This window comes from Pseudomonas sp. CH235 (assembly GCF_004368175.1).
Taxonomy (GTDB): domain Bacteria; phylum Pseudomonadota; class Gammaproteobacteria; order Pseudomonadales; family Pseudomonadaceae; genus Aquipseudomonas; species Aquipseudomonas paraglycinae.
The window spans coordinates 118438-143316 of sequence record NZ_RRZJ01000004.1; the positions used below are offsets into that span (position 1 = coordinate 118438).

Consider the following 24879-nt stretch of genomic DNA (forward strand, 5'->3'; position numbering starts at 1 on the left):
AAAACGAGTTTTATATGACTGACAAAGACCAAACCAAAGTAAAGCGCAAAGGCACATTCAAGAGCGCCCCGCTGCCAGAACCGGTCAACACCAACGAACCGCTGAAGGGCGACGAGCTGGTCAAGGTGGCCGTTGCAGCCCTGGAAGACGTGAAGGCCCAGGATATCCAGATCATTGATGTGCGCGACAAGCAGAGCATCACCGACTACATGATCATCGCCACCGGTACTTCCAACCGCCAGATCAACGCGATGCTGGACAAGGTTCGCGAAGAGGTCAAAAAGAACGGCGCCAAGCCGCTGGGCGAAGAAGGCAAGGGCGACAGCGACTGGGTGCTGCTGGACCTGGACCTGGTGATCGTGCACATGATGACCGCCTCGGCACGTCAGTTCTACGACCTGGAGCGCCTGTGGGCCGGTGCCGAGCAAAGCCGTGCGGCGGACGCCAAGCACCACAGCCCGGAAAACACCCACGAGCATTTCACCAAGCTCAACAAAGACCAGCTGTAAGGGATTGCTGTGCGACTGCGACTGATCGCCGTCGGTTCACGCATGCCCAAGTGGGTGGAAGAAGGCTGGCATGAATATGCCAAGCGTCTTCCGTCCGAGCTGGCGCTGGAACTGGTGGAAATTCCGCTCAATACCCGTGGCAAGAACGCCGACGTGGCCCGCTTCATCCGTCAGGAAGGCGAAGCCATGCTGGCCAAGGTCGGGCCGAACGAGCGGATCGTCACTCTCGAAGTTCATGGCAAGCCGTGGAGCACCGAGCAACTGGCGGTCGAACTCGATCGCTGGCGCCTGGACTCGCGCACGGTCAACTTCATGGTCGGTGGCCCGGAAGGGCTGGCGCCGGAAGTGTGTGCCCGCGCGGATCAGCGCTGGTCGTTGTCGCCGCTGACGCTGCCGCACCCGCTGGTGCGCATCCTCATCGGCGAGCAGTTGTATCGTGCCTGGACCGTGCTGTCCGGCCACCCTTACCACAAGTAATCCGCCCTCATGTCTCAGCCGATCCGCATCAAGGACCACGAAAAAGACGCCCGTCTGGTGCGTGGTCGCGTCGTGTTCGGCGCAATTGCGGTGGTGGCGCTGATCTGCGTGCTGATTGCGCGGCTGTATTACCTTCAGGTGATTCAGTACGAATATCACTCGACCTTGTCGGAAAACAACCGGGTGCATGTCCAGCCGATCCCGCCGACCCGTGGCCTGATTTTCGACCGCAACGGCGTGGTGGTGGCGGACAACCGTCCGAGCTTCAGCCTGAGCATGACCCGCGAGCGCTCCGGCGACTGGCAGCAGGTGCTCGACGTAATCGTCGAGGTCTTGCAGCTGACGCCGGAAGACCGGGTGATCTTCGAAAAACGCATGCGTCAGGGTCGCCGGCCGTTCGAACCGGTGCCGATCCTGTTCGAGCTGAGCGAAGAGCAGATCGCCCGGATCGCGGTGAACCAGTTCCGTCTGCCGGGCGTCGAGGTGGTCGCGCAACTGGTGCGTCATTACCCGCAGGGCGCGCATTTCGCGCACTCGGTGGGTTACATGGGGCGGATCAACGAGAAAGAGCTGAAGACCCTCGATCCGGTCAATTACAGCGGCACCCACCACATCGGCAAGACCGGCATCGAGCGCTTCTATGAAGCCGAGCTGCACGGTCAGGTGGGTTACGAAGAGGTCGAGACCAACGCCCGTGGCCGCGTCCTGCGCGTGCTCAAGCGTACCGATCCGGTGCCGGGCAAGGACATTGTCCTGAGCCTCGACATCAAATTGCAGGAAGCTGCCGAGGCCGCGCTTGGCGGTCGACGTGGGGCGGTGGTGGCGCTCGATCCGAAAACCGGCGAAGTGCTGGCGATGGTCAGCCAGCCGAGCTTCGACCCGAACCTGTTCGTCACCGGCATCAGCTTCAAGGCTTACGCCGAGCTGCGCGATTCGATCGACCGGCCGCTGTTCAACCGCGTGCTGCGCGGCCTGTACCCGCCGGGCTCGACGATCAAACCGGCGGTGGCGATTGCCGGTCTCGATGCGGGCGTCGTGACAGCGTCGAGCCGGGTGTTCGATCCCGGTTATTACATGCTGCCCAACTACGATCACAAGTACCGCAACTGGAACCGTACCGGCGACGGCTTCGTCGACCTCGACACGGCGATCATGCGTTCCAACGACACCTACTTCTATGACCTGGCACACAAGCTGGGCATCGACCGGTTGTCGGCCTACATGAACAAGTTCGGCATCGGCCAGAAGGTCTCGCTGGACATGTTCGAAGAGTCCCCCGGCCTGATGCCGTCCCGCGAGTGGAAACGCGCGACCCGGCGTCAGGCGTGGTTCCCCGGCGAAACCCTGATTCTCGGGATCGGCCAGGGCTACATGCAATCGACCCCGCTGCAACTGGCCCAGGCCACGGCGCTGGTGGCCAACAAGGGCGTGTGGAACCGCCCGCACCTGGCCAAATCCCTCGAAGGCGTGAAACCGGTCGATGAGAATCCGATGCCGGACATCATACTGCGCGATCCGTCGGACTGGACCAAGGTCAACCATGGCATGCAACAGGTGATGCACGGTGCACGGGGTACGGCGCGTAAAGCGGCCATCGGCGCGCAATACCGGATCGCCGGCAAGTCCGGTACGGCGCAGGTCGTGGCGATCAAGCAAGGTGAAAAGTACGACCGCTCCAAGGTTCAGGAACGCCACCGCGACCACGCCTTGTTCGTCGGTTTCGCGCCGGCGGATGACCCGAAAATCGTGGTGTCGGTGATGGTCGAGAACGGTGAGTCCGGTTCCGGCGTCGCTGCACCGGTGGTGCGGCAGGTCATGGATGCCTGGCTGCTGGATCAGGACGGACGGTTGAAGGCCGAATACGCCAGCCCTATCAGTGCGGAGGCTACGGCCCGTGATGAATAATTTCGATCGCATGCTCTCCAGCGAGGATGTGATGCGTCGCCGGGCGACGCTGTTACAACGTTTGCATATCGACGGTCCGTTGCTGGTGCTGCTGCTGATTCTCGCGGCCGGCAGCCTGTTCGTGCTGTATTCGGCCAGCGGCAAGAGCTGGGATCTGCTGGCCAAACAGGCCACGTCGTTCGGCATCGGTCTGGTGTCGATGATTGTCATCGCCCAGTTCGAGCCAAGGTTCATGGCGCGCTGGGTGCCGCTCGGCTACGTGATCGGGGTGGTGCTGCTGCTGGTGGTGGACATCATGGGCCACAACGCCATGGGTGCCACCCGCTGGATCAACATTCCCGGGGTGATCCGCTTCCAGCCCTCGGAATTCATGAAGATCCTGATGCCGGCGACCATCGCCTGGTACCTGTCCAAACGCACGCTGCCGCCGCAGCTCAAGCATGTCGGCATCAGTCTGCTGTTGATCGGCGTGCCGTTCGCCCTGATCGTGCGTCAGCCGGATCTCGGCACTTCGCTGCTGATTCTGGCCGGCGGCGCCTTCGTACTGTTCATGGGCGGGCTGCGCTGGCGCTGGATTCTCAGCGTGCTGGCGGCGGCGATTCCGGTGTCGGTGGCGATGTGGTTCTTCATCATGCACGACTACCAGAAGCAGCGGATCCTGACGTTCCTCGACCCGGAAAGTGATCCACTCGGCACTGGCTGGAACATCATCCAGTCGAAAGCCGCCATCGGTTCCGGCGGCGTATTCGGCAAGGGCTGGCTGCTGGGCACCCAGTCGCACCTGGACTTCCTGCCGGAAAGCCACACCGACTTCATCATCGCCGTGCTCGGCGAAGAGTTCGGCCTGGTGGGCATCTGCGCACTGTTGCTGATCTATCTGTTGCTGATCGGTCGCGGCCTGGTGATTACCGCCCAGGCGCAGACGCTGTTCGGCAAATTGCTGGCCGGCGCTCTGACCATGACGTTTTTTGTTTACGTTTTCGTCAACATCGGTATGGTCAGTGGCCTGCTGCCGGTGGTGGGGGTGCCGTTGCCGTTCATTAGCTACGGCGGAACTTCGCTGGTGACGCTGCTGTCAGCGTTTGGGGTTTTGATGTCGATCCATACCCATCGCAAGTGGATCGCACAGGTTTGAATAAGGTGAAGAGTTCAATGCAAGTAATGCGTGACTGGGCGACACGATACGCACCGTGGCTCGGCCTGGTAGGCATCCTTGGCAGCGCGCAGGAAGCGTTGGCCGGCGATTACGAAGGCTCGCCCCAAGTGGCCGAATTCGTCGGTGAAATGACCCGCGACTACGGTTTTGCCGGCGAACAGCTGATGGCTGTGTTCCGCGAGGCCCAGCGCAAACAGGCGATTCTCGACGCCATTTCCAAACCGGCCGAACGGGTCAAGCAGTGGAAAGAATACCGGCCGATGTTCATCACCGACGCGCGCATCGCCCGCGGTGTGGACTTCTGGCGCCAGCATGAGGCGACCTTGGCCCGCGCCGAGCAGGAATACGGCGTTCCGGCCCAGGTGATCGTGTCGATCATCGGCGTTGAGACCTTTTTCGGACGTAATACCGGCAATTACCGGGTGATCGATGCCTTGTCCACGCTGGGTTTCGACTATCCTCCCCGTGCCGAATTTTTCCGCAAGGAGCTGCGTGAGTTCCTGCTGCTGGCGCGCGAAGAGCAGGTTGACCCGCTGACCCTCAAGGGTTCCTACGCCGGGGCGATGGGCTTGCCGCAGTTCATGCCGAGCAGTTTCCGTGCCTACGCGGTGGATTTCGACGGCGACGGCCACATCAATATCTGGAACAACCCGGATGATGCGATCGGCAGCGTTGCCAGCTATTTCAAGCGTCACGGCTGGGTCGCCGGTGAACCGGTGGTCAGTCGCGCGGATGTCCGTGGCGAGCAGGTGGATGAAGGCCTGACCACCGGCATCGAGCCGACGAAAACCGTCGGGGAGTTGCGAGCGCTGGGCTGGTCGAGTCATGATGCGCTGCGCGATGACATGCCGGTCACCGCATTCCGCCTCGAAGGCGACAATGGCCCGGAATACTGGATGGGCCTGAAGAATTTCTACGCGATCACGCGTTATAACCGCAGCGTGATGTACGCCATGGCCGTACATCAACTGTCTGAACAGCTGGTACAAGCACGGGGCGTCAAGTAATGCGGGCATTGCCTATCAATAAACCCCTGAAGCTGGTGGCTTTCGCTGCGTTGGCGGTGCTGGTCGCCAGTTGTTCGACCAGCCGTTCGCCGAGCCAGAAGCCGACCACCGCCGTTCGCTCGCAGCCGGGCCTGGACATCAACCGGGCCCACAAGGACGGCGCGCCGTGGTGGGACGTCGACGTATCGCGCATCCCGGATGCCACGCCGACCCTGCACACCGGCCCGTACAAGGCCAACCCGTACACCGTGCTGGGCAAGACCTACTTCCCGTTGCAGGAATCCAAGACGTACGTGGCTTCCGGCACCGCGTCCTGGTACGGCACCAAGTTCCACGGTCAGAACACCGCCAACGGCGAGGTCTACGACCTGTACGGCATGAGTGCCGCCCACAAGACATTACCGCTGCCGAGTTACGTTCGGGTGACCAACCTGGACAACAACAAGAGCGTGATCCTGCGGGTCAATGACCGCGGGCCGTTCTACTCGGATCGGATCATCGACCTGTCCTACGCCGCCGCCAAGAAGCTCGGTTATGCCGAAATCGGTACCGCGCGGGTCAAGGTCGAAGGCATCGACCCGCAACAATGGTGGGCCGCCAAGGGCCGCCCGGCGCCTTTGATGCTCAACGAGCCGCAAGTCGCGCAGAATAGCGCCCCGGTGATCACGGCGTCGGCCGGTACCGTCGAGCAATGGACTCCGCCGCCGCAGCAGCACGCCGCGGCCGTCGTGCCAGTCCAGCTCGATGCAAAAAAAAACGCTTCTGCACCAGCGTCTGGCCAGTATCTGCAGGTGGGCGCGTTCGCCAACCCGGACGCTGCAGAACTCCTGAGGTCGAAGCTCAGCGGGATGGTGAGCGCTCCGGTGTTCATCAGCTCGATCGTGCGCAATCAGCAGACCCTGCACCGGGTTCGCCTGGGACCGATCGGTTCGCCGGGTGAAATTGCCCAGGTACAGAACAGCGTGCGCCTGGCCAACCTGGGTTCGCCAAGTGTGGTCACCGAGTAAACGTAGGACTTGATTGACGGTTCACCAGCGATTGGGGGGTGAACCAGGTTGTTGGCTCGTCGAAGAACAAAAGCCCGGCAAGGGTGACTGGAGTGAGCAACTGAACACGCGATGGCCCGTTAGAAAGCCATCTGATTAATTTTGCCCGCAAGGGCAGTTTCCATTAGCGATTTCGAGAGACGGATGAACATCACCACCTTTGCCAAACGCCTGTGTCTGCTAGTCCCGCTGCTCCTCTCGCCTGCCGCGTTCGCGGCCGAGATGATGCCGTCGCCACCACAACTGGCCGCCAAATCCTACGTGCTCATGGATGCCAACAGCGGCAACGTGCTGGTGGAGAACAACGGTGACCAGCGCCTGCCACCGGCCAGCCTGACCAAGCTGATGACTGCGTACATTGCCACGCTGGAAATCCGTCGCGGCCAGATCGGTGAAAACGACCCGGTGACCGTCAGCGAAAACGCCTGGCGCACCGGCGGTTCGCGGATGTTCATCAAGGTCGGCTCACAAGTCACTGTCAGCGACCTGCTGCACGGCATCATCATCCAGTCCGGCAACGACGCCAGCGTCGCGGTGGCTGAACACATCGCCGGCAGCGAAGACGCGTTCGCCGACCTGATGAACAAGACCGTCGCCGATCTGGGCATGACCAATACCCACTTCATGAACCCGACCGGTCTGCCGAACCCTGAGCACTACTCGTCGGCTCACGACATGGCGATCCTGGCGCGCGCGATCATCCACGAAGACCCGGCTCACTACGCGATCTACTCGCAGAAAGAGTTCTTCTGGAACGGCATCAAACAGCCTAACCGCAACCTGCTGCTGTGGCGCGACAAGACCGTCGATGGTCTGAAAACCGGTCACACCGACGAAGCCGGTTACTGCATGGTGTCCTCGGCCGTACGTGACGGCATGCGCCTGATCGCCGTGGTGTTCGGCACCAACAGCGAAGTGGCCCGCGCCGCCGAGACCCAGAAGCTGCTGACCTACGGTTTCCGCTTCTTCGAAACCCAGACCTTCTACCAGAAGGGCACCGAACTGGCTCAGGCCCCGGTGTGGAAAGGCACCACCAGTCAAGTCAAGGCCGGCCTGGCACAAGACCTGACCATGACCCTGCCTAAAGGCCAGCTGAAGAAGCTCGCTGCCAGCATGACCATGAACCCGCAACTGACCGCGCCAATCGCCAAGGGCGACGTGATCGGTAAAGTCGAAGTGAAACTGGACGACAAGGTGGTGCACAGCGCCGACCTGATCGCCCTGGACGCTGTCGAGGAGGGTGGTATCTTCCGCCGCATGTGGGATAGCATCCGTCTATTCTTCTACGGCTTGTTCAACTGATTCGAGTTGACCTGCATGGCCCCGTTCCGGTCCGGAGCGGGGCCTTGTTCGTTACCGGGCTTACGCTTACGAGGCCGTTACGCCATGACCGATACCGAAGTAAAGGCGCCAAAGATCGAATTTCCCCAGGTTGATTATCCGGTTAAGGTGATCAGCGATACGGGCGTCGGCAACAAAGACAGGATCATCGACATCGTCAAGAAACACGCCAAGATCAACGATGAGCGTGTCGACGAGCGTCAAAGCAGCAACGGCAAGTACACCACCATCCAGTTGCACATCGTCGCGACCGACCAGGATCAGCTGTACAACATCAACAGCGAACTGCGGGCCACCGGTTTCGTGCACATGGTGCTGTGATGCCGGGCACGCTGGGCTTTCGCGAGCTTGGCCAGATGGCTTACGAGCCGGTCTGGCAGGCCATGCAACGTTTTACCAACGAGCGTGGCACCACGGCCCCGGACGAAATCTGGCTGGTGGAACACCCGCCGGTGTTCACCCAGGGCCAGGCCGGCAAGGCCGAGCACCTGTTGCTGCCGGGGGATATTCCGGTGGTGCAGGTCGACCGCGGCGGTCAGGTGACCTACCATGGCCCAGGCCAGTTGGTAGCCTATCTGCTGCTGGACGTGCGCCGACTCGGTTTCGGCGTGCGCGATCTGGTCAGCCGCATGGAGCGCTGCCTGATCGAACTGCTGGCCAGCTACGGCGTGACCGCCGTGGCCAAGCCGGATGCTCCCGGCGTCTACGTCGACGGAGCGAAGATCGCTTCTCTGGGTTTGCGGATTCGCCATGGTTGTTCCTTTCATGGCCTGGCCCTGAACGTGGACATGAACCTGGAGCCGTTTCGACGGATTAATCCCTGCGGCTATGCCGGGCTGGCGATGACCCAGCTGAGCGAGCACGCAGGATCGATTGAATTTGCCGAGGTAAGTGCCCGGCTGCGCGCGCAGCTCGTCAAACACCTCGACTATGCTGAGCAGACGACCCTGACGGGCGGAATCGACTGATATGACTACTGATGCAGTGCAAACCATGATCCCGACGCTCGACGTGACCGAGCGCCCGGCCCCGCGTCCCAAGGTTGAAGCCGGCGTCAAGCTGCGCGGCGCCGAGAAGGTTGCACGCATCCCGGTGAAGATCATTCCGACCACCGAACTGCCGAAGAAACCCGACTGGATCCGCGTGCGCATACCGGTTTCGCCGGAAGTCGACCGCATCAAGAGCCTGCTGCGCAAGCACAAGCTGCACAGCGTCTGCGAAGAGGCCTCCTGCCCGAACCTGGGCGAGTGCTTCTCCGGCGGCACCGCGACCTTCATGATCATGGGTGACATCTGCACCCGTCGTTGCCCGTTCTGTGACGTTGGCCACGGTCGTCCGAAGCCACTGGACGTCAACGAGCCGGAAAGCCTGGCCATCGCCATCGCCGACCTGAAACTCAAGTATGTGGTGATCACCTCGGTTGACCGCGACGACCTGCGTGACGGCGGTGCCCAGCACTTTGCCGACTGCATCCGCGAAATCCGCAAACTGTCGCCGAACGTGCAGCTCGAGACCCTGGTCCCGGACTACCGTGGCCGCATGGACATCGCCCTGGAAATCACCGCGGCCGAGCCGCCGGATGTGTTCAACCACAACCTGGAAACCGTACCGCGCCTGTACAAGGCTGCGCGTCCGGGTTCGGACTACCAGTGGTCGCTGACCCTGCTGCAACGCTTCAAGCAGATGATGCCGCACATCCCGACCAAATCCGGCCTGATGCTGGGTCTGGGCGAGACCGACGACGAAGTCATCGAAGTCATGAAGCGCATGCGCGAACACGACATCGACATGCTGACCCTGGGCCAGTACCTGCAACCGTCCCGCAGCCACTTGCCGGTGCAGCGTTTCGTGCACCCGGACACCTTCGCCTGGTTCGCCGAGGAAGGTTACAAGATGGGCTTCAAGAACGTCGCGTCCGGCCCGTTGGTGCGTTCTTCGTACCACGCCGACGAACAGGCGAAACTGGTCAAGGCCGAGCTGCTCGGTTCCTGATTCAGCGCTGAATAAAAAATGCCCGCCGGGGTTTATCGCCCGGCGGGCATTTTTTTGCCTGGCTTACACTCGTTACTGACCTTTCCTGCAATTTGCGGCGCGGCCGAGCCTCTTCTGTTTGTCGCCGTTCCTGACTACTGTATGAGCATGACTTCACACAGGGAGATCCATGGATGACCGTTCGACCGACCCACACCCTTTTTCCGCACAAGCCCGTGCCCGCGCTGCCGTCGGAAGGGCTGATAGGCGTCATTGCGCCCGCCGGCCCCGGCACGCTGGATACCGAAAAGGCCGTTCAGTGGATGCGCGCCCGGGGTTACGGTTTGCGGGTGTTCCCTGGCGTCTACGAGAAGGATGGCTATCTGGCCGGCAGCGACGAGGTGCGGCTCAACGATCTGCACGCGGCGTTCGCTGACGAGGAGGTGGATGCAATCATTTGCCTGCGCGGTGGTTACGGCACGCCAAGGTTGCTGGACCGGATCGACTACGACTTGCTGAGCCGCCATGCCAAGCCCTTCGTCGGTTACAGCGACATCACCGCACTGCATCTGGCCATCAGTCGCTACGCCGGGTTCGTGACCTTTCATGGGCCGTTATTGAATGCCGATCTGCTGGGTGACAAGGAACCGCCGACGGTGACGTCGTTCTTCGCCATGCTGCGCGGTCAGTTGAAGGCCGGCAGTGTGCTGAGTCATCCGGCGGCTTATCCATTGACCACCGTGGAGCCCGGCATTGCTCACGGGCGTTTGCAGGGTGGCAATCTGGCGATGATCGCCGCGACCCTGGGCACGCCTTACGAAATCGACGTCGAAGGGGTGATTCTGCTCATCGAGGACATCAACGAGCCGCTGTACCGGATCGACCGCTTGCTGACCCAGATGCGTCTGGCGGGCAAGTTGGCCAGATTGCGTGGCGTGCTGGTCGGGGATGTGGCGGGCGTGGATGTCGAGGCCTTGAACCGCTTGCTCAAACAGACCTTTGAACCACTGCGGATTCCGGTGCTGTCCGGCTGGCGCAGCGGACACTGCGATCCGAACCTGACGCTACCGCTGGGGGCGCTGGTTCGACTGGATGCGGGTAAGAAGGAATTGATGCTGGAGCAGGATGTGGTGATTCGCTGAGCGAGTCACAAAAGAAGACCGCCGCCTGAAGAGGCGGCGGTCTTTTTGTTTTTACTGGTTGCGCAGGCTTTCCAGCAGCTTGTGCGTCGGATAACCGTCCGCCGGCCAGCCGAATGACTGCTGCGCAGCGCGAATCGCCTTGCGCGTATTGGCACCGATGATGCCGTCGGCGGTGCCTGCGTCGTAGTTGCGCGCGGTCAGCAGGTTTTGCAGTTCGATCCGTTCGGTGCGGCTCAACGGCAGATCGTCTTTTGGCCAGCTGCCATTGATCAGGCCGGCACCGTTGAAGCGCTCGGACAACAGGCTGACGGCCAGTGCGTAGGACGACGAGTTGTTGTATTTGAGGATCGCCCGGAAGTTATCGAGGATCAGGAACGCCGGGCCGCGGTAGCCGGCCGGCAGCAGCAGGGCGGCGGACAGTTGCTCGGAGCCGGCCGGCACCTGGCCGCCGTTCGGCAGGATCACACCCAGTTGCCGCCATTCGGCGACGCTCTTGCGAATTGCGCCGTCGGCCAAGGTGTAGTTGAAACCGCTCGGCAGCTGCACTTCGAAGCCCCACGGCTGGCCACGCTGCCAGCCGGAGCTTTGCAGGTAATGCGCGGTGGAGGCCAATGCGTCAGCGGGGCTGCCCCAGATGTCGCGGCGACCGTCACCGTCGAAGTCCACGGCATGAGTGTTGTAGGTGGTCGGGATGAACTGGGTCTGGCCCATGGCGCCGGCCCAGGAGCCGAGCATTTTCTCCGGCGTGATGTCGCCCTGTTGCAGGATCTGCAGCGCCGCAATCAGCTGCGCATGGGCAAAGCCCGGGCGGCGGCCTTCATAGGCCAGGGTCGCCAGCGAGTTGATCACCGACTTGCTGCCCTGGAACTGGCCGAAGTTGCTTTCCATTCCCCACACCGACACCAGTGCCTGACGATCGACGCCGTAACGCTGTTCGATGCTTTGCAGAATATCGGCGTACTGGCTGATCAGCGCCTGGCCTTTGCGCACGCGCAAGGGCGAAAGGGCGCCGTCCAGGTATTCCCATACCGGCCGGGCGAACTCCGGCTGGCTGCGGTCGGCGCGAATCACGCTGGCATCGAAACTGACATTGGCGAACGCGCGGTCGAACAGGTCGGCACGAATGCCGGCAGCCAGAGCTTCCTTGCGGAAACCGGCCTGCCATTCGGCAAAGGTCTGGGTCGGTTGCAGGTCGAGGTTGTCACCGGACGGCACTACCGGCGGGATGACCGCTGGGGCTGTGGCAACGGGAACGGTCTGAAGCGGTTGAGCGTCGGCGGCGGTGGGTTTTTCCGCGCAGGCGACGAGCAGTACGAAGCTGGAGGCAGCGATCAGTTGGCGCAAGGGCCAACGACGGGAAAGACTGAGGGGCATGCACGGGTCCAGGGAATACGAATCAGGTGCAGACCTTAACATGAGGAAGGGGTGCTGCGCTTTAAGCGGCCAGAAAGTAAGAAGCCTCCCAGCTGTCAGACTGGAAGGCTTCGCGGCGGTAGCTGCCTTTACCCTTGGTTGGTCGTTCCTGGCGGCTGCGGAACAGGGGTTGGGCGACGATGGATTTGGCCTTGTTGTGGCCATGTTTCGCTGGCTTTTTACTCATGATGATTCTCTCGATTGAGTGAGGTTTTGCGCGGCAGATAATCTGCCGATCCAGAGCGTCTGTCTATAGGACCGACGGTGGGATGTTCTGTAGGAAATGGACTCGGTAAAAAAACGGGATCACAGCGCGCGATCCCGGATTTCATTCGGCAGGCAAGGTCAGACGCTGACCGGCCATCAGCAACGCCAGTCGGCTCAGACTCATCCACGGCGAGCCCGCCGCCTGGCCCTTGATCTGTGCATCGATGCGCTGGGCTTCGAGCAGCAACTGCGCCCAGCGTTGCGCCGAGTAGCGTTGCAGGGCCTTGCTCATCAGCGGTTTACGCTTGTCCCAGACCGGCGGCTTGGCCTGACTGAAGCACTTGTCCAGCGGTGTGCCCTGACTGTATTGCAACGAGATGTTGGCCAGCAGGCGCAACTCACGGGCCAGGGCCCAGAGAATCACCGGCGGCTCGACCCCTTCACCGCGCAGCCCTTCGAGCATGCGCAGGGCGTGGGCTGGTTCGCCGTTGAGCACCGCGTCGGTCAGGCCGAACACGTCGAAGCGCGCACTATCGGCCACGGCCGCCTGCACGGTTTCGACGGTAATCTGCCCGCCCTCGGCCATCAGCTTGAGCTTTTCGATCTCTTGCGCAGCGGCCAGCAGGTTGCCTTCGACCCGCGCGGCAATCAGCTCGACCGCGTCCTGGCTGGCTGACAGGCCGGCCTGGGACAGGCGCTGACGAATCCAGCTCGGCAACTGGTTGGCGTCCACCGGCCAGATCTGCACGAACTGGGTCTGCTGACCTTCGACCAGCGCCTTGCCCCACTTGGTTTTCTGCGCGCTACCGTCCAGCTTCGGCAGGCTGATCAACAGCACCGTGTCTTCTGCCGGGCGCGAGCAGTATTCGATGAGGGCGGCCGCGCCCTTGTCACCGGGCTTGCCCGAAGGCAGGCGCAGTTCCAGCAGGCGTTTTTCGGCGAACAGCGACATGCTGGCGCCAGCCTGCAGCAACGTGCCCCAATCGAAATTGGCGTCGGCGGCAAAGACCTGGCGTTCGTCGAATCCTTGCTGACGGGCGGCAGAGCGAATGGCGTCGGCAGCTTCCTGGCACAGCAGCGGGTCATCGCCGCTGATGATGTAGACCGGCGCGAGAGCGCCTTGCAGGTGTTTGCCGAGTTGGGCGGGAGCGAGCTTCATAAGAGAGGGCGAACGGGGCGCCTGAGCGCCCCGAACGTCTTACTGCTGCGGCAGTTCGAGCGGCGACTGGCGCGGGGTTTCCGCTTCAGCCTTCTGTGCCGCTTCGAGGGCGTCGGCTTCTGCCTTGGCCCGTGCATTGGCGGTTTGCTGCAGAGCGTCAAGCTGTGCCGGCGTCAGTTGTTGCAGACGCAGCATCATGCGCTGTACCAGCTCGCGGCGGGTTTCACGGCGGGCATCGTTGGCTTCCTGGTCGGAACCCACCAGGTTGTTGCCGTCGTGGATGAACACTTTCTGCACTTCAAGCTTGTCGCTTTTCAGCAGCAGATCTTTTTCGCCACGGATATCGTAGGTAAGGACGGTGCTGACCTGGTACTCGCCGGTACGACCGGCGCCGGCGTAGCTGAGAATCCGCTGGGATTCCTGCTCATCGGCCAGATACAGCTTGTACGGTGCACCGGTAACGACCTTGACGCCGCTGGACTCCAGCACCTGACGCAGTTGCGTCACGGTTTCGCCGTAGGCGTTGCGGGCGCTCAGGTCGAGCTCCTTGATCGATAGCTCATTGGTGCCGGTGCCACGCAGCTGGAAACCGCAGGCGCTCAACAGGACGGCGAGGCCCATCACCAGCAGATTGCGTTTGATCATTGTGTTGCTCCCCTTGAAACCATGTGGGCCGACTCTGTGGCCCGAAAGGTTTTACTGGGCGTCAGGCACACCTGACGCCCGATCCAATTAGCTGGCGACGATATTGACCAGTTTCCCGGGCACTACGATCACTTTGCGAATCGTCAGGCCGTCAACGAAACGCAGCACGTTTTCGTTGGCGCGCGCTGCCGCTTCGACTTCTTCACGGGTGGCGGCGGCCGGCATTTCGATCTGGCCACGCAGCTTGCCGTTGACCTGGATCACCAGGGTCAGGCTGTCCTGGACCAGCGCGCTTTCGTCCAGCACCGGCCAGCCGGCGTCGATCACCGGATCGGCGTGGCCCAGACGGTTCCACAGCTCGTGGCTGATGTGCGGCGTGATCGGTGCGAGCAGCAGCGTCACGGTTTCCAGACCTTCCTGAACCAGTGCGCGATCCTGTTCGGTCGCTTGCGCGGCTTTTTCCAGCACGTTCATCAGCGTCATCACCTGGGCGATGGCGGTGTTGAATTTGTGGTTCTGGCCGACGTCGTGGCTGGCCTGCTTGATCGCCTGGTGGATCGCACGACGAATGACTTTCTGTTCGTCATTCAGTGCGGCGATGTCCAGTTTGCCCGGCAGACCCTGAGTGACATGGGCCTGAGCCAGACGCCAGACGCGCTTGAGGAAGCGGTGCGAGCCTTCCACGCCGGAGTCCGACCATTCAGCGCTCATGTCAGGTGGCGAGGCGAACATCATGAACAGACGGCAGGTGTCGGCGCCGAACTGGTCGATCATCGACTGAGGGTCGACGCCGTTGTTCTTCGACTTGGCCATCTTCTCGGTGCCGCCGATTTCCACCGGCAGGCCGTCGGCGATCAGCTTGGCGCTGATGACCTTGGCCTTGCTGTCGCGCTCGAGTTCCACGTCCGCCGGGTTGAACCAGGTGTAGGCACCGTTGGCTTCACGACGATAGTAAGTCTCGGCGACCACCATGCCCTGGGTCAGCAGATTCTTGAACGGCTCGTTGGAGCTCACCAGGCCTTCGTCACGCATCAGCTTGTGGAAGAAGCGCGCGTAGAGCAGGTGAAGAATGGCGTGTTCGATACCGCCGATGTACTGATCCACCGGCAACCAGTGGTCGGCCGCGGACTTTTCCACCAGGCCGCCTTCGAAGTGCGGCGAGGCGTAACGGGCGTAGTACCAGGACGACTCGACAAAGGTGTCCATGGTGTCGGTTTCACGCTTGGCAGGCTGACCGCATTTCGGGCAGGCGCACTCGTAGAACTCGGGCATGCGCGCCAGCGGCGAACCGGCGCCGTCCGGCACCACGTCTTCCGGCAGGACGACAGGCAGTTGATCTTCCGGCACCGGCACGTCACCGCAGGCATCGCAGTGGATGATCGGGATCGGGCAACCCCAGTAGCGCTGGCGGCTGATGCCCCAGTCGCGCAGGCGGAACTGGGTGCGCGAGGCGCCGAGGTTTTTCTTGATCAGGGCGACTTCCATGGCGTCGAACGCGCCAGCGAAGTCCAGACCGTCGAACTCGCCGGAGTTGATCAGCGTGCCGTGCTCGCCGTAGGCGTCCTGCCATGGCGCCGGGTTGGTGTCACCGGAGCTGGTGCGCACCACGGATTTGACCGGCAGGTTGTACTTGTGGGCGAATTCGAAATCGCGCTCGTCGTGCGCCGGCACCGCCATGACCGCGCCGTCGCCGTAGTGCATCAGCACGTAGTTGGCGACCCACACCGGCAGTTTTTCGCCGGTCAGCGGGTGCTCGACGAACAGGCCGGTCGGCAGGCCTTTCTTCTCTTGAGTGGCGACGTCGGCTTCGGCGACGCTGCCGCCCTTGCATTCGGCGATGAACGCTTGCAGCTCAGGGTTGTTCTTGGCGGCGAGAGCAGCCAGGTGGTGCTCGGCAGCCACGGCGACATAAGTCGCGCCCATCAGGGTGTCCGGGCGGGTGGTGAAGACTTTCAGGGTGCCGCTTTCGCCGATCGAATCGACGTTGTACGGGAACTGCACCTCCATCCCGCGCGACTTGCCGATCCAGTTGCGCTGCATGGTCTTGACTTGCTCGGGCCAGCCGGTCAGTTCGTCGAGGCTCTCCAGCAGCTCATCCGCGTAAGCGGTGATCTTGAAGTAGTACATCGGGATTTCGCGCTTTTCGATCAGCGCGCCGGAACGCCAGCCGCGACCGTCGATCACCTGTTCGTTGGCCAGAACGGTCTGGTCGATCGGGTCCCAGTTCACGGTGCCGTTCTTGCGGTAGATCACGCCTTTTTCGAACAGGCGAGTGAACAGCCATTGTTCCCAGCGGTAGTAATCCGGTTTGCAGGTGGTGACTTCGCGCGACCAGTCCACCGCCAGGCCCAGGCTGCGCAGCTGGGATTTCATGTAGGCGATGTTTTCGTAGGTCCACTTGGCCGGAGCCACGTTGTTCTTCATCGCGGCGTTTTCCGCCGGCATGCCGAAGGCGTCCCAACCCATCGGTTGCAGAACGTTCTTGCCGAGCATGCGCTGGTAGCGGGAGATCACGTCGCCGATGGTGTAGTTGCGCACGTGCCCCATGTGTAGCTTGCCGCTGGGGTAAGGGAACATCGACAGGCAGTAGTAAGTCTCCTTGCCTGGCTGTTCACTGACTTCAAAGGACTTTTGCTCGTCCCAGAAGGACTGGGCGGCGGCTTCGATTTCACGGGGCTGATATTGTTCGTGCATGGCTACTTTTGTACTGGATAGGGGTGGCCTAATCCTCTTCAATGCGACGTTCGGGACGTGCCGGACGAGCTGGAAGTGGAGTTACAGGAAGCGCCGTAGCATACATGACCGCGCTCGGCCTAGGGAAACCCTGATTGCAGCCGTTTGACCGGCTGAAATTGCGGCGAGGGCCGTTGGTCGCGGCGTGCAGCCGGTTTGTGCAGCGAAGCTAAGCTCTAACTGGGGAGTGAGTCTTATCTTCAATGAGGTGAGGGATGGTGGAGTCACAGCAAAAAAACGTTACCAAACCCGAGTTGTACGAGCGGTTGATCGATCGTCTGGGTATGGCCCTGGACGCGGCAAAAACCGCTGGAAGGCTGCGCGACGAGCGCCCCCTGGAGCTGGAATTGCGTGGCTTGAGTCCCGCCGAGTTCAAACTGGTCAAGGCCTATCTGGATCGCAGTGAGCGTGAAACCCACGGATACCTGTCACAAGCAGTGAAACAGCTCGATGCTGCCCATTCGGCGAAGGTCATCTGGCTCAAGGACAAGGCACCCGGCAGAGATACCGTCAAAGTGCGGACTCTGCAGGCCAAGTAAACGCATGGCAGGTCAAAAAGCGGATCTTTTTCAACGGGATCCGACCCTACTGGTTGTCGCGCTGCATCAACCCACTTAGGCTTCGGGCATCTTTGGAGATGCTCGATGCCTTTTCGTTATTTCATTAAACAACTTCTGTTGCCGCCCGGCCTTCTTTTGCTGCTGTTGCTGGCGGCCTGGTGGCTGCGTCGCTCGCGGCCACGGCTGGCGGGGCTGTGTTTTGCCCTGGGGTTTGGCGGCTTTTGGCTGATGAGTCTGCCGGTGGTCGTGCAATGGGGCGCCAAGGCTCTGGAGCGCGAACCGCCGCTGGCCCGGGAAGCATGGACAAGTCTGGCGCAGCGCGCGGATGCGATTGTGGTGCTGGGCTCCGGTCGCGAACGCGGCGATGTGGCCTGGGGCGAAGATCAGCCGACTGGTGTCGGGCTTGAACGGCAGCGTTACGCGGCGCGACTGGCCAAGGCGTCGGGGTTGCCGATTCTGACCAGCGGTGGCCTGCATTACGGTACACCGCCGACCGAAGCCAAATTGATGGCCGATTCGCTACGCGATGATTTCGGTGTGACGGTGCGTTGGCAGGAAGGGGAGAGCCGCACCACGTGGGAAAACGCCGAATTCAGCGCCAAAGTGTTGTTGCCGGAAGGCGTCAAACGCATCGTGCTGGTGACCCAGGCCTGGCACATGCCGCGAGCGGTGTGGAGTTATCAACAGGCTGGATTTGAAGTGGTGCCGGCGCCGGTTGGTTTTCTCGGCACGGACAATGCCCGGCCGTTTGGCGGCTGGCTGCCGGAGTTCAAATCGATCTGGCAGAGCGGGCAGTTGATGAACGAAGCGGTGGGGCAGATCGGTTATTCGATGTTCTATCGAGGGGGTGACAGCGCCGATTGACGGGGGTGTCGTTGGTGGCGCCTTCGCGAGCAAGCTCGCTCCCACAGCGGTCATCTGTGGGAGCGGGCGATATCTCAGAGTGTCTTGGACATCCGGTTGGTCATCAGCGCCCAGCCGAACAGCACCACGCACAGGATGATCAGCGGCCACGAGCGCCATTGCAGATACGGCGTCAGGTTGTGCATCGGCACCACTTCGCCGTACAGCACGCCCTGTTCGAACTGCGGAATGCGCTCGGTGATCTGGCCAAACGGGTTGATCAGTCCGGTCACGCCGTTGTTGGTCGCACGAATCATCCAGCGTCCGGCTTCAAGCGCGCGCATCTGCGCCATTTGCAGGTGTTGCAACGGGCCGATGGACGTACCGAACCAAGTGTCGTTGCTGATCGTCAGCAGCAGATCGCTGCGTGCCGCCAGGCCTGCGGCGAACTCCGGATACACCACTTCGTAGCAGATGAACGGCGCGATCTGATATCCCTTGGCCTGCAACAAGGCCTGATCGGCAGGGCCGCGGGCGAAGTCGGACATCGGCAGGTCGAAGAATGCGATCAGCCCGCGCAGGATGTCCTGCAACGGTACGTACTCGCCGAACGGCACCAGTTTTTGCTTGAGATAGGTGCCATCGCCTTCGCCAACCACGGTGATGCCGTTGTAGAAGCGTCTCTCGTGGTGAACCATTTCGCGGATCGGTACGCCGGTGATCAGCGCCGATTTACGCTCGGCGGCGAAGTTGCCCATCATGGTCAGGTAGCCCTCGGCGGACTCCTTGAGCACCGGGACGGCGGTTTCCGGCCAGATCAGCAGGTCCACCGGTTTGGAGCGGAAACTCAGGTCGCGGTACAGCGCCAGTTGCGCATTGAGTTCGGCCGGGTCCCATTTCATGCTTTGCGCGACGTTGCCCTGAATCGCGGCAACGGTCAGCGGCGCGCCCGCCGGGCTGGTCCAGGCATGGCCCTTGAGCGCAATGCCCGCCGCCCATGGCCCGATCAGCAATACCAGGCCGGCAGCGATGAAGGCTTTGCGGCGGGTTTGCAACAGGCGCGGTGCGTTGTAGATCAGTGCAGCGGTCAGTGCCAGGACGAACGACACCAGCCACATGCCGCCTACTGGCGCGAGCCCGGCCAGCGGGCCGTCGAGCTGGCTGTAACCGGAATACAGCCACGGGAAACCGGTGAGGAACCAGCCACGGAAAGCTTCCTGACCCACCCACAGCGCCGCGAACGCCAGGGCGTCGGCCACCGGCGCTTCATTACGCCGCAACCAGCGCGCCCAGAGCCACGCAGGCAGAGCGAAGAACCAGGCAATGGCCGCCGTGAAGATCAGCATCAGGAACCCGGCCAGCAGCACCGACGCGCCGCCGAAGTGGTGGATGCTGTAATAGATCCAGCTGGTGCCGGCGCCGAACAGGCCGAAACCGAAGCACCAGCCACGGCCCAGGGCTTGTCGCGGGCTCAGCTCGCGCAGGCCGGCATAGAACAGGCCGACCGCCAGCAAGGCCAGCGGCCAGAGATCGAACGGTGCCAGAGCGAAGGTGGTGATTGCACCGGCCGCCACGGCCAGCAGGTTACCGGGCCAGCCGGGGCGGGTTGTCCAGCGCATTTCAATCCTTAGATTTTTTACCGGGCGATTGGGGTCAGTCGCAGCAAATGAATCCGACGGCTGTCGGCATTCAGGATGCGGAAACGATAGGCGCCGATTTCAGTGATTTCGTTGCGCTTTGGCAAGTGCCCGAACGCGCTCATCACCAGCCCGCCGACGGTGTCGAACTCGTCGTCGGAGAATTCGCTGTCGAAGAACTCGTTGAAGTTCTCGATCGGCGTCAGGGCCTTGATCAGGAAATCACCGCTGGGCAGCGGCTTGATGTAGCTGTCTTCTTCGACGTCGTGCTCGTCTTCAATGTCGCCGACGATTTGTTCAAGCACGTCTTCGATGGTCACCAGACCGGCCACGCCGCCGTATTCGTCGATCACGATGGCCATGTGGTTGTGGTTGGCGCGGAATTCACGCAGCAACACGTTCAGACGCTTGGACTCCGGCACGAACGTGGCCGGGCGCAGCAGGTCCTTGATGTTGAAGCTGTCGCCGTTCTCCTTGAGGATCAGTGGCAGCAGATCCTTGGCCAGCAGCACGCCCATCACGTCGTCATGGCTTTCGCCGATGACCGGGTAGCGCGAGTGGGCCGAGTCGACCACGGCAGGGAGGAATTCGCGGGGTGTCTGGGTCGCCTTGATGCTGATCATCTGCGAGCGCGGCACCATGATGTCGCGAACCTGCAGGTCAGCCACCTGGATGGCGCCTTCGACGATGGCCAGCGCTTCGCTGTCCAGCAGTTTGTTCTGATGTGCATCGCGCAGCAGCTCAAGCAGCTCCTGGCGGTTCTTCGGCTCGTGGGCAAAAGCCTGGGTCAGTTTGCCCAGCCATGACTTTTGCCCGTTGCTCGATCGATCTTCGCTCATAGCGATTACTCTGAATCCTTTGTTGTAACAGTAGGGGATGTTTCGGTTTCGTCGTCCGCGTACGGATCGGGATAACCCAATTCGGCAAGCAACTCGCGTTCCAGTGCTTCCATTTCCTCGGCTTCCTCGTCATCTATATGGTCGTAACCCAGCAGATGCAAGCAGCCGTGAATGACCAGATGTGCCCAGTGGGCCTTTAGTTCCTTGCCCTGTTCGGCGGCTTCGCGCTCGACCACCGCCACGCAGATCACCAGATCGCCCAGCAGCGGGATGTCTAGGAACTCGTCGGGCACTTCGGCGGGAAAGGACAGGACGTTGGTCGCGTAATCCTTGTGGCGCCAGGTGTGATTCAGTTCGCGGCCTTCTTCCTCGTCGACCAGACGAATGGTCATTTCCGAGTCAGCGGTGCGCTGGCGCAGGGCCAGTTCGCACCATTGGCGGAACTCGGCTTCGGTCGGCGCAGACGCTTCGGTCGCGATTTGCAGGTCAAGCTCAAGCATCGTGGCGGGTGTCCTTTGGCGCTTCATCAGCAACACGCGTCTCGAAGCGCTCGTAGGCTTCGACGATGCGTTGCACCAACGGGTGGCGCACCACGTCTTTGGGCTGGAAGTGGGTGAAGCTGATACCCGGCACATCCTTCAGGACTTCGATGACGTGATGAAGTCCGGATTTGGTGCCGCGCGGCAGGTCGACCTGGGTGATGTCGCCGGTGATCACGGCCGTGGAGCCGAATCCAATCCGGGTCAGGAACATCTTCATCTGCTCGACGGTGGTGTTCTGACTTTCGTCGAGAATGATGAAGCTGTTGTTCAGCGTGCGACCGCGCATGTAGGCCAGCGGCGCGACTTCGATCACCTGACGCTCGATCAGCTTGGCCACGTATTCGAAACCGAGCATCTCGTAGAGCGCGTCGTAGAGCGGGCGCAGGTACGGGTCGATCTTCTGCGACAGATCGCCGGGCAGGAAGCCGAGTTTCTCACCCGCTTCGACCGCCGGACGCACCAGCAGGATGCGACGGATCTGTTCACGCTCCAGCGCATCGACGGCGCAGGCGACAGCTAGATACGTCTTGCCGGTACCGGCCGGGCCGATGCCGAAGTTGATGTCGTTGCCGAGAATTTCCTTCACGTAGCGCAGCTGATTCAAGCCGCGTGGGCGAATCATGCCTTTCTTGGTGCGCAGGGCGACGGAGGCTTCAGCGGGGGCGTGGTTGTCCAGCTGCTCAACGGCCGATTCCTGAAGGAACAGGTGAACCGTATCCGGCGACAGCTCTGAACCCTTGGTTTCCCGGTACAGGCGGCGAATCAGGTTTTCCGCGGAAGTGGTGTGCTTGGGTTCGCCGATCAGCTCGAACTGATTGCCGCGGTTGCGGATCTCGATGGCCAGGCGCTGTTCGATCAGGCGCAGGTGCTCGTCGAACTGCCCGCACAGATTGGCGAAGCGGCGAGCCTCAAAGGGCTCGAGGATGAAACGATGTGGTTCGATGGGTGCGTTCAAGGTCGTATTTAGCCGCCCTGGGGCAATTAGGATGAAATCAAGGATAACGCCAGCGGCGTGGGTGCGAAAGCTCTTAAATTGATGCCGTTCCTGTGGGAGCGAGCCTGCTCGCGATGGGCATGAATGCGGTTCATCTGAAAAACCGCGTCATCGTTCATCGCGAGCAGGCTCGCTCCCACAGTTGAACAAAGGGTTTTACTGGATCAGCGAGCCGCGCAGCGAGTGCGGTTGCGCCGCGTCGATGTGGACGTCGGCGAACTGGCCGATCAGGGTCGGATTATCGCAGCGGAAGTTGACGATACGGTTATTCTCGGTGCGCCCTTGCAGCTCGCCCGGGTCTTTCTTCGAATAATCGGTCACCAGAATGCGCTGGACCGAACCGACCATTTGTCGGCTGATCTCGAACCCTTGCTGATTCAAACGGTGCTGCAAGGCGTTCAGGCGTTCTTTCTTCAGTTCTTCCGGGGTGTCGTCGGCCAGATCGGCGGCTGGAGTGCCTGGGCGCTGGCTGTAGACGAACGAGTAGGAAAAATCGAAACCGACATCGGCAATCAGCTTCATGGTCTGTTCAAAATCTTTCTCGGTTTCCCCCGGGAAGCCGACGATGAAGTCCGAGCTGATGCAGATGCCCGGTACGGCGGCGCGCAGTTTGCGCAGCTTGGATTTGTACTCCAGCGCCGTGTGGTTGCGCTTCATCGCGGCCAGGATCCGGTCCGAACCCGACTGCACCGGCAAGTGCAGGTGCTTGACCAGTTCCGGCACTTCGGCGTGGGCCTGGATCAGGCTGTCGGAAAATTCCAGCGGGTGCGAGGTGGTGTAGCGGATGCGGTCGATGCCGTCGACCGCCGCGACAACGCGGATCAGTTCGGCCAGATCCGCCAGACGACCGTCGTGGGTCAGCCCGCGATAGCCGTTGACGTTCTGCCCCAGCAGGGTCACTTCGCGCACGCCGTGTTCAGCCAGGTGAATGATCTCGGCGATCACGTCGTCGAACGGCCGGCTGACTTCTTCGCCGCGGGTGTAGGGCACCACGCAGAACGTGCAGTACTTGCTGCAGCCTTCCATCACCGACACGTAGGCGCTCGGGCCGTCGATGCGCGGCTCTGGCAGGTGGTCGAATTTTTCGATTTCCGGGAACGAGACGTCGACTTGCGGCAGCTTGCTGATGCGCGCGGCGTCGATCATTTCCGGCAGGCGGTGCAGGGTCTGCGGGCCGAACACCACGTCGACGTACGGGGCGCGATCACGGATCGCCGCGCCTTCCTGGCTGGCCACGCAACCGCCGACGGCGATCACCATGTCCGGGTTGGCCAGTTTCAGTTCGCGCCAGCGGCCGAGCTGGGAATACACCCGGTCCTGGGCGCGTTCGCGGATCGAGCAGGTGTTGAGCAGGATCACGTCGGCATCTTCGGCGCGCGCCGTGACTTCCAGGGCCTGGTGTTCGCCCAGCAGATCGACCATGCGCGAGCTGTCGTACTCGTTCATCTGGCAACCGTGGGTTTCGATGTAAAGCTTCTTGGCCATGGAATAGGGTCGTCACGTGGTTCAAAGAACCGCGCATTATAGGGAACATGTCCCCAGGTTCCTACCGCTGCGCGTCCGGTGGCTATGCTATAGTTCGCGCCCTCATTTTTACCCCGATGTCGTCCGCCCGCCATGACCAAACGCGAAGCTCCAATCTACAAGGTGATTTTCCTCAACCAGGGCCAGGTGTTCGAAATGTACGCCAAGCAGATCTATCAAAGTGATCTGTGGGGTTTCCTGGAAGTGGAAGAGTTCGTCTTTGGCGAGCGCACGCAAGTGGTCGTCGACCCGAGCGAAGAAAAGCTCAAGGCGCAGTTCGAAGGCGTGGTGCGCAGCTTTGTGCCGATGCACTCGATCGTGCGCATCGATGAAGTCGAGCGACTGGGGACGCCAAAGATCAGCGAAGCCCGTGGCGGTGTTGGCAATGTGATGCCGTTTCCGGTGCCGATGCCCGAGAAGTAAAACCGGGTTTTATGGAAGTGATCGTTCCCATGCTCTGCGTGGGAATGCCGCCTTCGACGTTCCGCGTCGGTGACGAAAAGCGCGGGAACTATCGTTAGTCAGGGCAGGGGCGAGAACGGCGTACGCCCGTCGGCGCTCTGCAGTTCCATCAGGTATTTACGGAAAATTTGCCCGAGCACCTGGGTCGCGGTTTCCAGGTCTTCGCGGGACATCTTTTCAGACACTTCGTCGGCGGTGTCGAGCGCGTCTTCGGCGCCGTTGACCGCGGCCATCTTCAGCACGATATAAGCCTGAATGTTGTTGGCCTGCACGCCTTCACCGTGGAAGAACATGGTGCCGAGCTTGAATTGCGCCTGGGCGTGACCTTGCAGCGAGGCCTTTTCGAAATAGCTCAGGGCTTGATTGAGGTCGCGCGGCGCATTCTTGCCGTCGTAGTAGAACTCACCCAACTCGTATTGCGCTTGCGCATCCCCCTCATCCGCTGCCTTTTGGCAGGCGGCGAGTGCCTGCGTGACATCTTGCGGCTGAGTATTGAGGGTGCAGCGACCCATCGCCGGGATCAACAACGAGTTGCCGCCTGCTTGTGCATGTGCGAGCAGCGGCTGAAGGAGCAACAGGCAGCCCAAGGCAAGGGTGCGGCCGGTGCGGTTCATGGGAATCGACTTACCTCTGAAGGGCGCGCGGACCCGTCGAGGGATCCAATAAGCGCGCATTATGAAATAAGCAGGGCCATCCTTACAAAGTCTTTACTCGATTTTCTGCTGCGCGGGAAATATATCGCCCACTTTATGGGAGATTTTTGGCAG

The 24879-nt window shown here is 61.6% G+C and carries 25 protein-coding genes; 14 read left to right on the forward strand and 11 right to left on the reverse strand.

Annotation, left to right across the window (positions count from 1 at the left end; genetic code table 11):
• Window positions 1-14: 14 nt before the first annotated feature.
• The 11 genes from rsfS to EIY71_RS06170 all read left to right on the forward strand — a co-directional run bounded on the left by rsfS (window position 15) and on the right by EIY71_RS06170 (window position 10554).
• Window positions 15-509 carry a ribosome silencing factor gene (gene rsfS, locus EIY71_RS06120; protein ID WP_007958654.1) on the forward strand — a complete coding sequence of 165 codons (495 nt, stop codon included), beginning with the start codon at window positions 15-17 and terminating at the stop codon, window positions 507-509.
• Window positions 510-518: 9 nt separating this feature from the next.
• A complete protein-coding gene (gene rlmH / locus EIY71_RS06125; RefSeq protein ID WP_003185785.1) occupies window positions 519-986 on the forward strand; it encodes a 23S rRNA (pseudouridine(1915)-N(3))-methyltransferase RlmH in 468 nt (155 codons plus the stop codon).
• 9 nt (window positions 987-995) lie between these two features.
• Window positions 996-2891, forward strand: coding sequence for a penicillin-binding protein 2 (mrdA, locus tag EIY71_RS06130; protein ID WP_007958656.1), 1896 nt, complete (start codon window positions 996-998; stop codon window positions 2889-2891).
• A gap of 31 nt (window positions 2892-2922) precedes the next feature.
• Window positions 2923-4026, forward strand: a complete 1104-nt coding sequence (gene rodA, locus EIY71_RS06135; protein ID WP_052026248.1) for a rod shape-determining protein RodA — start codon at window positions 2923-2925, stop codon at window positions 4024-4026.
• A 17-nt stretch (window positions 4027-4043) separates the two neighbouring features.
• The gene (gene mltB, locus EIY71_RS06140) at window positions 4044-5054 is read left to right on the forward strand and encodes a lytic murein transglycosylase B (RefSeq protein WP_007958658.1); all 1011 of its coding nucleotides are present in this window, start codon (window positions 4044-4046) and stop codon (window positions 5052-5054) included.
• Complete coding sequence (locus tag EIY71_RS06145; RefSeq protein ID WP_011336096.1) at window positions 5054-6061, forward strand: septal ring lytic transglycosylase RlpA family protein; 1008 nt, start codon at window positions 5054-5056, stop codon at window positions 6059-6061. Before mltB ends, EIY71_RS06145 begins: the two co-directional genes overlap by 1 nt.
• Before the next feature lie 183 nt (window positions 6062-6244).
• Complete coding sequence (locus EIY71_RS06150; RefSeq protein ID WP_011336095.1) at window positions 6245-7402, forward strand: D-alanyl-D-alanine carboxypeptidase family protein; 1158 nt, start codon at window positions 6245-6247, stop codon at window positions 7400-7402.
• Between the two features lie 84 nt (window positions 7403-7486).
• Window positions 7487-7762, forward strand: coding sequence for a DUF493 domain-containing protein (locus tag EIY71_RS06155; RefSeq protein WP_102686365.1), 276 nt, complete (start codon window positions 7487-7489; stop codon window positions 7760-7762).
• Window positions 7762-8409, forward strand: coding sequence for a lipoyl(octanoyl) transferase LipB (gene lipB, locus EIY71_RS06160; RefSeq protein ID WP_039771855.1), 648 nt, complete (start codon window positions 7762-7764; stop codon window positions 8407-8409). Before EIY71_RS06155 ends, lipB begins: the two co-directional genes overlap by 1 nt.
• Before the next feature lie 25 nt (window positions 8410-8434).
• Window positions 8435-9433, forward strand: a complete 999-nt coding sequence (lipA, locus tag EIY71_RS06165; protein ID WP_162130488.1) for a lipoyl synthase — start codon at window positions 8435-8437, stop codon at window positions 9431-9433.
• Between the two features lie 173 nt (window positions 9434-9606).
• Entirely contained in the window at window positions 9607-10554 is a 948-nt protein-coding gene (locus EIY71_RS06170) for an LD-carboxypeptidase (protein ID WP_102716653.1), read from the forward strand.
• Window positions 10555-10605: 51 nt separating this feature from the next.
• Here the strand turns inward: EIY71_RS06170 and EIY71_RS06175 are convergent, their stop codons facing one another.
• The 5 genes from EIY71_RS06175 to leuS form a co-directional block, all read right to left on the reverse strand.
• Entirely contained in the window at window positions 10606-11928 is a 1323-nt protein-coding gene (locus EIY71_RS06175) for a lytic murein transglycosylase (protein ID WP_102716652.1), read from the reverse strand.
• 61 nt (window positions 11929-11989) lie between these two features.
• Window positions 11990-12154: an alternative ribosome rescue factor ArfA gene (gene arfA, locus EIY71_RS06180; protein ID WP_134020947.1), complete on the reverse strand. Its 165-nt coding sequence runs from the start codon at window positions 12152-12154 to the stop codon at window positions 11990-11992.
• A 141-nt stretch (window positions 12155-12295) separates the two neighbouring features.
• Complete coding sequence (gene holA, locus EIY71_RS06185) at window positions 12296-13333, reverse strand: DNA polymerase III subunit delta (RefSeq protein WP_007958673.1); 1038 nt, start codon at window positions 13331-13333, stop codon at window positions 12296-12298.
• Between the two features lie 39 nt (window positions 13334-13372).
• Window positions 13373-13978 (reverse strand): LPS assembly lipoprotein LptE, encoded by a 606-nt coding sequence (lptE, locus tag EIY71_RS06190; protein WP_085747653.1) that lies wholly within the window; start codon window positions 13976-13978, stop codon window positions 13373-13375.
• A gap of 87 nt (window positions 13979-14065) precedes the next feature.
• Window positions 14066-16672 carry a leucine--tRNA ligase gene (gene leuS, locus EIY71_RS06195; protein ID WP_134020950.1) on the reverse strand — a complete coding sequence of 869 codons (2607 nt, stop codon included), beginning with the start codon at window positions 16670-16672 and terminating at the stop codon, window positions 14066-14068.
• 254 nt (window positions 16673-16926) lie between these two features.
• Here leuS and EIY71_RS06200 point away from each other — a divergent pair, with 254 nt between their 5' ends.
• Both EIY71_RS06200 and EIY71_RS06205 read left to right on the forward strand, forming a co-directional pair.
• On the forward strand, window positions 16927-17250 hold the full coding sequence (locus EIY71_RS06200) for a hypothetical protein (RefSeq protein WP_115079318.1): 324 nt from the start codon (window positions 16927-16929) through the stop codon (window positions 17248-17250).
• A gap of 105 nt (window positions 17251-17355) precedes the next feature.
• Window positions 17356-18135, forward strand: coding sequence for a YdcF family protein (locus EIY71_RS06205; RefSeq protein ID WP_134020952.1), 780 nt, complete (start codon window positions 17356-17358; stop codon window positions 18133-18135).
• A 74-nt stretch (window positions 18136-18209) separates the two neighbouring features.
• On the opposite strand, the gene lnt is transcribed toward EIY71_RS06205, so the two are convergent.
• The 5 genes from lnt to miaB all read right to left on the reverse strand — a co-directional run bounded on the left by lnt (window position 18210) and on the right by miaB (window position 23611).
• Window positions 18210-19733 (reverse strand): apolipoprotein N-acyltransferase, encoded by a 1524-nt coding sequence (gene lnt, locus EIY71_RS06210; protein ID WP_102716649.1) that lies wholly within the window; start codon window positions 19731-19733, stop codon window positions 18210-18212.
• 17 nt (window positions 19734-19750) lie between these two features.
• The gene (locus tag EIY71_RS06215) at window positions 19751-20590 is read right to left on the reverse strand and encodes an HlyC/CorC family transporter (protein WP_007909641.1); all 840 of its coding nucleotides are present in this window, start codon (window positions 20588-20590) and stop codon (window positions 19751-19753) included.
• A 5-nt stretch (window positions 20591-20595) separates the two neighbouring features.
• Window positions 20596-21090 (reverse strand): rRNA maturation RNase YbeY, encoded by a 495-nt coding sequence (ybeY, locus tag EIY71_RS06220; RefSeq protein WP_007958682.1) that lies wholly within the window; start codon window positions 21088-21090, stop codon window positions 20596-20598.
• The gene (locus EIY71_RS06225; RefSeq protein ID WP_085608754.1) at window positions 21083-22087 is read right to left on the reverse strand and encodes a PhoH family protein; all 1005 of its coding nucleotides are present in this window, start codon (window positions 22085-22087) and stop codon (window positions 21083-21085) included. The genes ybeY and EIY71_RS06225 overlap by 8 nt, the downstream gene beginning before the upstream one ends.
• A gap of 195 nt (window positions 22088-22282) precedes the next feature.
• Entirely contained in the window at window positions 22283-23611 is a 1329-nt protein-coding gene (gene miaB / locus EIY71_RS06230) for a tRNA (N6-isopentenyl adenosine(37)-C2)-methylthiotransferase MiaB (RefSeq protein ID WP_074691567.1), read from the reverse strand.
• 132 nt (window positions 23612-23743) lie between these two features.
• Between miaB and EIY71_RS06235 the strand changes: the two genes are divergently transcribed.
• Window positions 23744-24073, forward strand: coding sequence for a DUF1820 family protein (locus EIY71_RS06235; protein WP_007958692.1), 330 nt, complete (start codon window positions 23744-23746; stop codon window positions 24071-24073).
• Between the two features lie 98 nt (window positions 24074-24171).
• On the opposite strand, the gene EIY71_RS06240 is transcribed toward EIY71_RS06235, so the two are convergent.
• Window positions 24172-24726, reverse strand: a complete 555-nt coding sequence (locus EIY71_RS06240) for a tetratricopeptide repeat protein (protein WP_003228518.1) — start codon at window positions 24724-24726, stop codon at window positions 24172-24174.
• Window positions 24727-24879 lie beyond the last annotated feature (153 nt).